This window comes from Paraburkholderia sp. Cy-641 (genome assembly GCF_011752945.1).
Lineage (GTDB): Bacteria > Pseudomonadota > Gammaproteobacteria > Burkholderiales > Burkholderiaceae > Paraburkholderia.
The window spans coordinates 1-10949 of the sequence record NZ_VWWM01000108.1 but is presented as its reverse complement, the minus strand read 5'-3'; the positions used below and the strand labels follow the sequence as shown (position 1 = coordinate 10949).

At 68.5% G+C, this 10949-nt stretch carries 10 protein-coding genes; 1 reads left to right on the top strand and 9 read right to left on the bottom strand.

Translation table 11 applies throughout. The features are described from left to right. Nucleotides 1-839, bottom strand: an 839-nt coding sequence (locus F3J20_RS31185; protein ID WP_345889955.1) for a secretin N-terminal domain-containing protein, incomplete at its 3' end; no start/stop codon positions are given. Between the two features lie 104 nt (nt 840-943). Here F3J20_RS31185 and F3J20_RS31180 point away from each other — a divergent pair. Beyond that, nucleotides 944-2044 (top strand): ATPase, T2SS/T4P/T4SS family, encoded by a 1101-nt coding sequence (locus F3J20_RS31180; protein ID WP_167044100.1) that lies wholly within the window; start codon nt 944-946, stop codon nt 2042-2044. 68 nt (nt 2045-2112) lie between these two features. Here the strand turns inward: F3J20_RS31180 and pilV are convergent, their stop codons facing one another. The 8 genes from pilV to F3J20_RS31140 all read right to left on the bottom strand — a co-directional run. Then, complete coding sequence (gene pilV / locus F3J20_RS31175) at nt 2113-3774, bottom strand: shufflon system plasmid conjugative transfer pilus tip adhesin PilV (RefSeq protein WP_167285785.1); 1662 nt, start codon at nt 3772-3774, stop codon at nt 2113-2115. Further along, nucleotides 3767-4246 (bottom strand): type IV pilus biogenesis protein PilM, encoded by a 480-nt coding sequence (pilM, locus tag F3J20_RS31170; protein ID WP_167044104.1) that lies wholly within the window; start codon nt 4244-4246, stop codon nt 3767-3769. Before pilM ends, pilV begins: the two co-directional genes overlap by 8 nt. A gap of 55 nt (nt 4247-4301) precedes the next feature. Continuing rightward, nucleotides 4302-4853: a type 4 pilus major pilin gene (locus F3J20_RS31165; protein WP_167044106.1), complete on the bottom strand. Its 552-nt coding sequence runs from the start codon at nt 4851-4853 to the stop codon at nt 4302-4304. 121 nt (nt 4854-4974) lie between these two features. Continuing rightward, nucleotides 4975-6051 carry a type II secretion system F family protein gene (locus tag F3J20_RS31160; protein WP_167044109.1) on the bottom strand — a complete coding sequence of 359 codons (1077 nt, stop codon included), beginning with the start codon at nt 6049-6051 and terminating at the stop codon, nt 4975-4977. After that, on the bottom strand, nt 6041-7663 hold the full coding sequence (locus tag F3J20_RS31155; RefSeq protein WP_205193020.1) for an ATPase, T2SS/T4P/T4SS family: 1623 nt from the start codon (nt 7661-7663) through the stop codon (nt 6041-6043). The genes F3J20_RS31160 and F3J20_RS31155 overlap by 11 nt, the downstream gene beginning before the upstream one ends. Before the next feature lie 62 nt (nt 7664-7725). Next, nucleotides 7726-8310 carry a type IV pilus biogenesis protein PilP gene (locus tag F3J20_RS31150; protein WP_167044114.1) on the bottom strand — a complete coding sequence of 195 codons (585 nt, stop codon included), beginning with the start codon at nt 8308-8310 and terminating at the stop codon, nt 7726-7728. Continuing rightward, nucleotides 8300-9610, bottom strand: coding sequence for a type 4b pilus protein PilO2 (gene pilO2, locus F3J20_RS31145; protein ID WP_167044116.1), 1311 nt, complete (start codon nt 9608-9610; stop codon nt 8300-8302). The genes F3J20_RS31150 and pilO2 overlap by 11 nt, the downstream gene beginning before the upstream one ends. 22 nt (nt 9611-9632) lie before the next feature. Then, nucleotides 9633-10949: PilN family type IVB pilus formation outer membrane protein (locus F3J20_RS31140; protein ID WP_167285784.1), on the bottom strand; the 1317-nt coding region annotated here is incomplete at its 5' end.

Here is a 10949-nt window from a genome sequence, read left to right as displayed (position 1 = left end):
AGGCCGGCGAACATGCCCCGGCCGGCCTCGCCCGGCGGCACCGGCGGCGGCACGTACGGGCCGTTGCTCGCGTTGCCGTTCACGTCGTTGAGCGGCGTGGCGCGCGTCACGCTGCCCGCCCCCGCGTGGCCGCCGCGGTTGCCGTTGCCGCCTTTACCCTGGCCCTGGCCTTGGCCCTTCTCGCTGTGCGGATGGTAGATGTTGTTCAGCACCGCCGCGACGCCCTCGAGCGTCACCTTCTGGCCGTCGAGCGGCACCGTGCGGTCCTCGGCCCACGCGTGGCGCAGCGGGAACACCCGCACCTCGGTGCCGCTCACGCGCGCGGCGTTGCTGTCGAGCCGGTTCGCGACCGCGGTCACCATCTGCACGTAGCGCGGCGGTCCGCTGACGAGCGCCGTGCCCTGCGCGGTGTCGTAGACGATCGGGAAGCGGTCGTCCGAGATGTGCAGCCGGTCGAGCGCGTCGCTCAGCGACGCGGTGTCCGCCGTGTCGAGCTTCACGAGCGTGCTCTGCAGATCCGACGCGGCCGTGATATCGAGGATCTCGCCGTCGAAGTACCAGACGAAGCCGAACGACGCGGCGAGCGTGTCGATAAAGCGGCGCGGCGGCAGATGGAACTTGCCGCTGACCGTGCCGGTGACGTCCGGCGCGATTCGCGTCGGAATGCCCTGACTCGAACCGAGGTCGCGCAGCACGTCCTTGATGTCCTTGCCCTCGGCTTCGTAGTCGACGATCGCCTTTTTCCAGTGCACCGGCGCCGCGCTGGCCTGCGGCGCCACGCCGCAGGCCGCCAATGCCGCGCAGACGGCGAGCGCCCTCAATCTACCGGCGAACTTCATTGCAGCCCCCGCTGGGACAACGAATTCGCGCCGGCTTCCCCGACACCTCTGAGATTTTTCATGTAAGTTCCGTCTATCTTCGAATTACCAGGACACCCTCGGCCATGAACGCCCCGCTGCCGGAGCGCCGCGACCTCACGCGCGAAATTCTCGAACTGATCGACCTGCGTCAGACCTTCACCGACATCCACATCGAGCAGGACCGCCCGATCATGATCAAGGCGCCGCGCGGCTGGCTCGCCGTCGGCGAGGAGCCGGTGCTGTTCGACGAAATGGTGCCGACGCTCGCGGCGATCGAGCCGGACTGGGAAGCGCATCTGCAACGCGGCGCGATCGATCGCCCGTTCGTGCTGACGCGCTGCCGGCTGCGCTGCAACATCTACCGCACCAACGGCGGCCGCAAGCTGGTGATCTCGATTCGCCGCCTGCCGCTCGAACCGCTGCCGCTCGACAAGCTCGGCCTGCCCGCCTACGTGCGCTCGATGATCGACAGCGCGAAGGGGCTCGTGCTCGTGACGGGGCCGACCGGCTCCGGCAAGACCACGACGATCGCGTCGCTGCTCGAACACATCAACCGGACGCGCAACGCCCACATCATCACGATCGAGGAGCCGATCGAGTACGAACTCGAAGGCCGCTCGTCGATCGTCTCGCAGCGCCAGGTGCCGACCGATACGCCGAGCTTCCCGGCCGGGCTGCGCGAGGCGCTGCGCCAGAAGCCCGACGTCATCATGGTCGGCGAGGTGCGCGACCCCGAGACGGCCGAAACGGCCCTGCAGGCCGGCGAATCGGGCCACCTGGTGCTCGCGACGATGCACACGGCGAGCGCCGTCGGCACCATCACGCGGCTGCTGTCGTTCTTCCCGGCGGAGCAGCGCGAGCGCTACGCGGCCGCGCTCGCGAACTGCCTGATCGGCGTGATCTGCCAGTGCCTCGTGCCGACCCAGGACGGCGAGAACTTCGTGCTGGCGAGCGAACTGCTGTTCAACAACAACCAGCAGATCGCCGGCATGCTGACCGACCCGGCCAAGCTGCCGTACCTCGCCGAGTTCATGAAGCGCAAGGAGGACAACATGTCGCGCCTGCTGAACGACCATCTGTTCAGCCTCGCGTCGAAGCAGCAGTGCCTGCCGCGCGACGTGCTGCGCGCCGCCTACAGCCGGCTGGAACTGCACGAGATGCTGCAGACGCTCGCGCCGCACTGACGCGGCGCGCCCCGTCGCCGCCCGGTTTCGGGCAGCGGCGGGCGCGGCAGCGCCGGGCCGGCGGCGGATCAGTAGGTCGGCGTGATATTCCACGAGGTCACCACTCCGGTTGCCGGGAAAATGTTGTTGCCCGTGCCGCAGTAACTCGGCTGAAACGACGCCGGGTTCGCGCTGCCATACAAAATCCAGAACGTCGTCAGGCGTACCTGGTAGCCGTTCTTGTTCAGCGGCAGCGCGTTCGTCATGTTCACCGGCACGTTCGCGAGATCGCCCCTCACCCGCGACGACTGGTTCACGACCTTCGCGACGACGTTGCTGCCGTCGGGCAGGTCCAGGTTCAGCAGTTCGACGAGCAGCGTCACATACCCGCCACTACCGCCCGTCAGGTCCTGCGGCGCGCTCGGACAGGACGTCACGAACGCGTCGTTCAGGTGCGACCACGCGTAGACGGAAAGGGCGCCGTTCGCGGGCAGTTGCGGCACGTTGCGCGTGACGACCGACTGGTAATAGCCCATCGTGTCGTCGTACGTGATCGCCCCGGCCTGCGTGCCGCACGGGAAATCGCTCGTGCCCGACTGGCCGACCTGCACCGCGCAATCGGTGTCGGTTGGGAACGGCTGCGGGTTGATCTCCGCCTGCGCCTGCCAGGTGCCGTTGCGGCACGACAGAACGCGCCCCGTCGCGTCGGTGGACACGAGCGTCGTGCCCGACGCCTGCGCCGGACAGGCCGCGCCGAGCGTCTGCGCGTTGCCGAGCGCGAGGTTGCCTGCCTCGTCGACCGCGAGGGCCTGCCAGTCGGTGCCGTTAAACGTGTATGCGCGGTTCGTCGCGAGCGTCATTCGCACGTCGCCCAGGCTCGACGAAGCCGACGACGGCAGCGCCGCCGCGTTAGCGACCGGTTCGCGCCAGTGAAGCGACGCCTGCGGGGTCCACTTGCTGCCCGTGCAGCTCAGCACGTTGCCGGTCGAATCGGCCGCGATGGCGCCGGTCTGTGAGCAGTCCGCGTAGTCGGTCTGCTGCGCGAGCACGATCGGCACCTGCATCGTGTTCGCGGCCGGATTGCCGGGCACCGCGACGCGGTACAGGAAATCGGCGTTCTGCGTCTGCGTGCCGTTGTAGAAAATCAGGCTCGCGACGTGGCCAACGCCCGTCTTCGTGCCCGAGCACGTCGCGCCGGCCGGGTTCGGCGTCGTGACCTTCCAGCTGCCGAATGCGCCGTTCGCCGCGCCGGAAGGATTGTTGGCCGCCTGGATCGAGCCGCCGCCCGCCCCCGCATTCCCGGCGATGTAGCCGAGTTCCGGATCGGGAATCGTCGTGCCGCCTTCGGTCACGAGCAGCGCCTGCAGCGCGCCCGGCTGGTCCGTGCCGTAGATCAGCAGGCACGGCGTCTGCCCATACGCGTTCGTCGCGCTGAGCGCGGACGGCAGGTAGGTCGACATCTGCAGCGGCGTGCCGGTCAGCTTCGCGACAACGGGCGTCGAGGCGTTCGCCTGCGTCGACAGCGCCGTGAAATTCTGTTCGATCAGTTGCGTCGCCGCTGCCACCAGTTGCGACTGGTACAGCGCGGCCTGCTGCCCGCGCGTGTCTTCGAGCGCCGAGTTCGCCATCACGGCGATGCCCGTCACGAGGATCGCCGCGAGCGCGAGCACCGCGAGCATCTCGATCATCGTGAAGCCGCGCGCGCGCAGGCGGCCGGCGAAGGAAGGCGTGGTTCGGAGCGGCCTAGTCATACGCCTGGGCCATCCATACCGGCATGCCGTTCGGAATCGTGTTCGCGAGCGCGGCCGGCAGCGGCACCGCCGGATTGCCGGGCGACACGATGCTCGGGCCGAGCGCGACGCCCGCGAGCGCGGAGCCCTGCGCAAGCTGCTCCATGCCGGTGATCGCGGCCGTCGCCGGGGCCTGCGTTCCGTAGACGACGACGAGACTGCCGGCCGCGTCCTGGTTCGGCTGCACGTAGTTCTGCCAGAGCGGCGTCGGCTGGTTCGCGCCGAGAAACGGCGCGAGCGCCGCCGCCGACACGCTGCCGGTAAACGTCGGGTTTTGCCGTGCGAACGCGATCACCGCCTGCCGGTACTCGCTCATGCCCGTCGCGAGCGCGACCGACGACGGCCCCGGCGCGAGCGGCGCCGTGCCGTGGTCGAGCAGCGCGTACGCGCCGAAAATCGCGCCGAGCGCGGCGACGGCCCACATCAGGTACATGAGCGGGTTCCGGAGAGCGAGCGGAGGAAGGCATGAAGCGGCGGGATCATCGTGGTCAGAGAGAGGTCCAGACGATTGTTACCGGCGCAGAGCCGCAGTCGGTCGCGGCCTGAGACGGCGCAATCGGCAGCGTCCCTTCCGTCGTGCTACCAATCTTGATCGACGTCCAGCCGCCACCGCCCGTCACCGCGTTGACGCAGACAGACGCCGGCACCTCCGCGTATTGGATCGTAAAATTAGTGGCCGTACCGGCTACCGTGACAGCACCGCCCCAGCTGTTGGTCACGGCGCCGGCGCTGCTCACCGTGACCGTGGCCGGCAACACGCCGGCCGACACCAGCACCGTGTTGCTGAGGTCGGCGTACCCGCCCGACTGCCCCATATACAGCTTCTTCACACCGGTCTGGATCGCGGTGACCTGCTCGGACAACTCGTTGGTGCTTGCGCTGCTGAACGCGCCGTTCAGCAGCGCAACCGCGCCGATCACGACGATCGCCGCGATCCCGAGATAGGCGATCGCCTCGAGCAGCGACGCGCCGCGTTGCCGGCGGCGCGCGCGTTGATTCAGGATGGCGAAACGATTCGATTCATTCGTAGGGGTCTTCATGTGCTGCATGTTGTGCTCCTTCAGTTCGACAATCGGCGCGACGGGACAAGGGGTTGTGCGCGCCTGGCCATTCAATCCGATACCGCCCTCACTACCCGGTCCCTCCCGCGGAATAAGTTCGTCAATGCAGGCTCCGTGCGAGCCCGGCGATTTCCTGCTGGATTCCGAAGAATCCGCTGATGAGCCACGACAGCACGAGCGCGAGCCCGACGATCGCGGCGCCGTTGATGACCCGCATCTGCGCCTCGATCGTCTCGACGCCCTCGGTGATCCATTCGTTCGCGATCGACTGCAGCGCTTCGGCGAAACCCTTGTAGTCGGCGTACACGCACAGATCGTCGACGATCTCCGCCGACGGGAAGCGATAGCCGGTGATCTTCATCGCCTCGCCGACGTTGAGCCCGGACTTCACGCCGAACAGCACGTCGTCAATGCGCTGGCGCAGCCATGGCCGCGCATCGATCGCGAGCCGCGCGAGCGACTTCTCGACGGTGAAGCCTGCCGACTGCAACGACGAGAACGCGACGAGAAAGCCGCAACCGACGATCAGCCGGTAAACCGAATACGGCGGATAGCGGTCGAGCACGTTGCGCGTCTTGCCGGACCAGCGCGGCATCGAATACACGAGCAGCACGAACAGCAGCAGCGCGACGACGATGCAGTACAGCATCCCGCCCTGCACGAAGCGGGACAGCTCGTACAGCGAGCGCGCGACGCCATGCCAGTGCTCCGGGCTCACGATGCTCGCGAAGCGCGGGATCACGAGCTTGCCGAACAGGTAGACGTAGCCGACCGTCATCGCGAGAATCACGACCGGATACGTGAGCCCGCCGATCACCGCGGCCCGGATTCGCCTGCTGTACTGAACGAGCGCGCAAACGTTGACCAGCGACGCTTCCAGGCGGCCCGACTGCTCGCCCGCCATCACGATCATCTGTTCGGCGTGCGGCACCCACCACGCCAGCGCTTCCGCCAGCATCCCGCCGTTCTGCACGACGCTGCGCCAGTCGGCGAGCGTCAGCGCGAGCGGCTCGTTCGGCTTGCGGCCCTCGTGCGACGCGCGCAGTTCCAGCTCCTCGAGAATCTTCAGCAGCGGCAGCCCGGCCGACAGCATCTTCGCGATCTTGCGGTAAAGCCGCATACGCGCCGGCGCGGTCAACTGGACGCGCGCCCAGCGGCGATTCAGTTCAAGTGCCATAGACGCTTTCCAGCGCGAGCGCACGCGCGCCGCCGTGTTGCGTCAGCGGCCCGACCACGCGCTCCGCCATGCGCGGATCGACGAGTCCGGCGGCCACTTTTTCGATCGCGTGCTGCGCGACCGTCTGCCCGCCGAGCTGCTGCAGCCAGTACTGCTGGGCATCGGCCTTGCGCCCGGCGCGCAGCAGTTCGAAGAACGTCGTGTCGGTGTGGATCACCTCGGCGAGCACCGTGCGCCCGATCGTGCCGTGCTTGCAGCACGGGCAGCCCGGCCCCGCGATGCGCACCTGGTCGAAGCGCGGGCCGACCGCCCGCTTGACGCGCGCGACGAGCCCCATGTCGAGCTCGTCCGCCGCCTCGGCGAGCGGCCGCGAGCAATGCGGGCACAGCAGCTTGACGAGGCGCTGGCTGATGAGGCCGGTGACGAGCGATTCGTCGGTGACCATCGCGAGCGGCAAGCCGAGATCGACGAGCCGGTCGACGATCGCGAGCGCGCCGTTCGCGTGCACGGTCGTCCAGACCTGGTGGCCGGTCATCGCCGCGCGCAGCGCGCTCTGCGCGGAAGCGCGGTCGCGCACCTCGCCGATCATGATCGTGTCCGGGTCGAGCCGCATCGCGTTCGAGATCGCGGCGGCGAACGCGAGCGAGCGCGCTTCCTCGGTCGGCGCGTTGACGACCGGCGTCTGTACCGCGCCCTCGATCGGATATTCGACCGGGTCTTCGACGGTGATGACATGAATCGAGCCGGCCATGTCGCGCAACTGCCTCGTCAGCACGCGTTGCAGCGTGGTCGATTTGCCGGAGCCGGTCGGCCCGCTGATGATGTTCATGCCATGCGGCTGCTGCGCGAGCAGGTCGAACGCAAACGCGTGCTCGCTCGTGAAGCCGAGGTCGGTCAGCTCGGTCGATTCGCCAGCGTCGTTGTAGAGCAGTCGCAGCACCATCAGATTGCCGACGCTGGTCGGCGCGGTTGCGATCCGCACCCCGAACAGGCGGTCCGGCAGCTTGTCGCGGTCGCCGATCGCCGCGTCCTGGCGCTCGTTCGGCTTATAGGTGTTGTCGGACACGCTCGACATCGCCGAGTACAGCGTCGCGAGCAGCCGCTCGCCGTACTCGCGCGTCTGCTCCGACACGCGCACCAGCTCGTTGTGGACGCGAAACAGGATTTCCGTCGTGAAGCGGTTCACGCGGATATGGATGTCCGAGGCGCGCTCGTCGCACGCGCGCGCGATCAGATTCTTCGCGACCACCTGCATCTGCGTGTGGTCGATGCGCTCGGCACTGCCGTCGCGGCGCTGCCCCTGATAGGCGCGCCGGATCGCGTCGAGGCTCACGAGCCGTGTCGCGTAGCGGCAGTTGAGCCGTTCGAGCCGGGCGCAGTACGACAGCACGAACGGATTCATCTCGTGGCCGTCCGCGACCAGCAGCGTGCCGTCATCGAGCAGACAGAGGAACTTGCGCTCCTCGCCGCTTGCCGCGAATTCGCCGTCGTCCGACAGCGGCCGCGCGCTCACGGGCGCGGCCTGCACGACCTGCAGCGGCACGTCGGCCGGGATGGCCGGCGTGACAGCCAACGCGGCGGCCTGGGCCTGAGCCTGAGCGTTACGCGACAACACCAGCGGCGTGACGGCTTTGGGCGGGTTTGCGGGCGGTACGGTCGGAGCGGCCATCACGATCACCTCAACGGAAGCGGCGGGAGCGGCGGAACGCCGGCGGGCCCGAGCGGGTTCGCGGCGACGTTGCGGAGGCCGCCGCGCGACGGCGCCGACACCGTCAGCATCGTGCGGTGCCCGTCCGGATCGGCGAGCACCAGCATGCCCGGGCGGATCTGCGCGACACGCGAGCCATCCGGCAGCCGGTCGCCGGCGCGCACGTCGAATTCGGCGCCGTCCGCGGACAGCGTCGCGATCGTGGCCTGGCCGAGGCTCTGCGTCACGATCAGCGAGACCTGGCCCATGCTGACGCTGGTGCCGCCCATCTGGTGCAGCGCCTGTTCGCGCTGGGCCACCTGCGCCTGGGTCTCGAGCTTTTTCAGCTGGGCCTTCAGCAGCAGCGTGTCTTCATTCAGCCGCATCAATTCGTTGGCGGCCTGGGCGGCAGCCGGCGTCGGCACGACGGCCGCGCGCGGCTGCGCGCTGGCGGCCGAGCTTGCGGCCGATGCCGATACCGGCGCCGGCGCGGCGGCCTGCGCGAGCGCGACCGTGGGGCCCATGAGCCCGCAGACCAGTGCGCCTACGATCCACCCGTTGTCATTTCTCATACAGCACTCCGTCCAGGGTCCATTGCCCCGCCTTGTACGACAGGGTCTCGACGCGCACGCCCGGTTCGTCGAGATACTTGATCAGGCTGTCCGGCGGCATCTCGCCGAGCGCTGCCGTCATGCGCCACGTCTGCCATGTCGGCGCCGCGGGCCCCGAGCCCGGATGCAGCTGGTTCAGCGTCTGCGCCGCGAGGCTCTTCGGCGGCGGGCCCTGCTGCGGCATGAACGTCAGATCGACGCCGAGCAGCTGGAACACCGACAGCATCCGCAAGCGCACGCCGTCGAAGCCGTCGATCGGATCGTCGCCGCCCGGCCGCAACGACAGCGGCTCGACGTAGCTGGCGTGATCGCCGCTCGTGTCGATCTGCGCGAGCGGCGCGGCGGCCATCAGCATCGCGACGTTCGAGTCGCCGCGCGACCAGCGATAGCTGACGTTCGACGACCTGCACGCATACTCGTCGAGTTGCCAGCCGCCCGGCGCGAGACTCGCGAAGTGATCGACGCAGGCGCGAATGAAATCGCCTGGCGTCGGCTGCACCGCCCACGGATGCGGCGGCTCCGTCGGCGCCGCCGGCTTTGGCGGATGCAGCCGCAATTGCGTGCGCATCCGCTCGAATGCCGCCTCGCGCTCCTGCTCGATCTGGTGGCGCCGGTACGCGATCCAGCCAGCCGCCACGCCACCGACCACGACGAGCGCGGCGGCAGCGATGGCGATCACGCGCCACGGCGGACGCCGCCCGACCCGCGTCAGGTTCAGCCAGCGCGGCAACAGCAGCCGGCCGCCGCGACGCGGCAGCAGTTCCTCGATGCTGCGGGCGTAGAAGTTGTGGAAGCCCTGCACCTCGATCTGCGGATCGCCGATCACGACGTTCCAGCCGCCGAGGCCGTAGTCTCCATGCAGCCGCTCGAACACTTCCTCGCTCGAACCGACCCAGTCGCCGTTCGGCAGAAACGCGCCGTCGCGCACCGCGAAATACACCCAGCGCCCGTCCGCCAGCCTGAACGCGCCGAGCCAGTTCGGCGCGGGCTGCTGGCGGCCATCGTAGAACGCGCCTTCGGTCGCGATCACCTTCGACACCAGCGCGCCGAGCGACGGCAGCCCGAGCTGCGCGCCTTCCCGCGTGCTCGCGAACCCCGCGCCCGCGAAGTTGCGGTCGATCCGCAGCACCATCGCGTCGAAGTTCAGGCGGCCCGCGAGCTCGACCGCCTCGGCGCGCAGCGCGTGCCGGCGGGACAACGATTGCCAGAACAGCCCGCAGACGAAGCGCTGACGGCCGATCTGAATGACTTGCGTCGCCATGAACGATCCCCGGCTGCGCGCGTCAGGCGCCGTTCGTCGTGACGGGCGACAGCAGGATCACGATGACCTGGCGCGAATGATCGGCGTTGAAGCCGCCGCCGAGCGCGTAGTTCGACGGCGTGCCGATGCCCTGCCGGTTGTTCTGGTCGTTGAGATCCTCGTAGCCGCTGAGGACGAGCGTCTGGCCCGACTTCACCGCGATCCGCTGCAGGAAGTTGCGCGTATCGACGGTCGGCAGCTGGATTGTCTGGCCACCGCTCGTGAACGAATCGAGCGTCACGAGCGACGAAATGTTCGAGTAGAACTGCATCATCACCGTACCGTCGTCGAGTACGTGCGGCAGCACCGTCAGATTGAAGCCGGTCGTGATCGTGCCCGGCGTCAGCGACACCTGGGTGCCGACGTTCAGCGTGGCGATCGACGACACCGACGCGAGGTAGCCCTTCTGCTCGGCCACTTGCACGGGCACCGGCTGGTCGTTCAGCGTGGTGATCGACGCCGAGGTCCTGCGATGCACCGTGCCCTGCGACGACAGCGCGCTGATCATCGCGTTCGTCGCGCTCGCGCGGCTCGACGGGCTGATCACCGTTGCGCTCAGCGAACTGGTCTGCACGAGACTGGAGAATCCGCTCACCATGTTGAACTTCGTGCCGAGCGTCTGGTACACCGCGTTCCAGTCGATCCCGTAGCTGTCGTTGGCCGACAGCGTGACCGACAGCACCGTCACGTTCAGCAGCACCTGCCGCGCGAGCACGCGGTTCTGCTGCTCCATGAACTCGCCGACGCGATCGAGCACCTCGGGCGTGTCGGTAACGGCGATCGAGCCCGTTGCCGGCGACGTGACGACGGAACCCGCCGGCGACAGCATCGACTTGATCGCGGTCTGCAGGCTCGTATAGACCGACAGTTGCGTGTTCATCTTGATGTTCGCGGTATTGTCGGACGACACTTCCGGCGACGACGTCGAAGCCGCCCCGCCGACACCACCGCCCGCGACTCCACCACCGCCCGCGCTGCCGCCGGCGACACCGCCATTGACGCCGCCGGTGTTGCTCGCGCCGCTGACGACGTTCGTGTCGAGCTTCGAGTCGCCGGGAATCGATACCACCTGGTAGACTCGCGTCGCCGTGTAGAAGAACACGATCGCGCCGTCTTCATACTTCCACGACACGCCGAAGCGCGCCGATGCCGCGTCGAGCAGCCCGCGCAGCGTGCCGGTGGGATAGACGATGTGGATGGGCTCGGGCAACGCGGCGAGCATCGCCTGCTGCGCGCCGGCGGGCGCCGGCGACGAGCCTTGCAGCATGCCGGGCGGTAGCGGCGGCACGCCCGGCGGCAG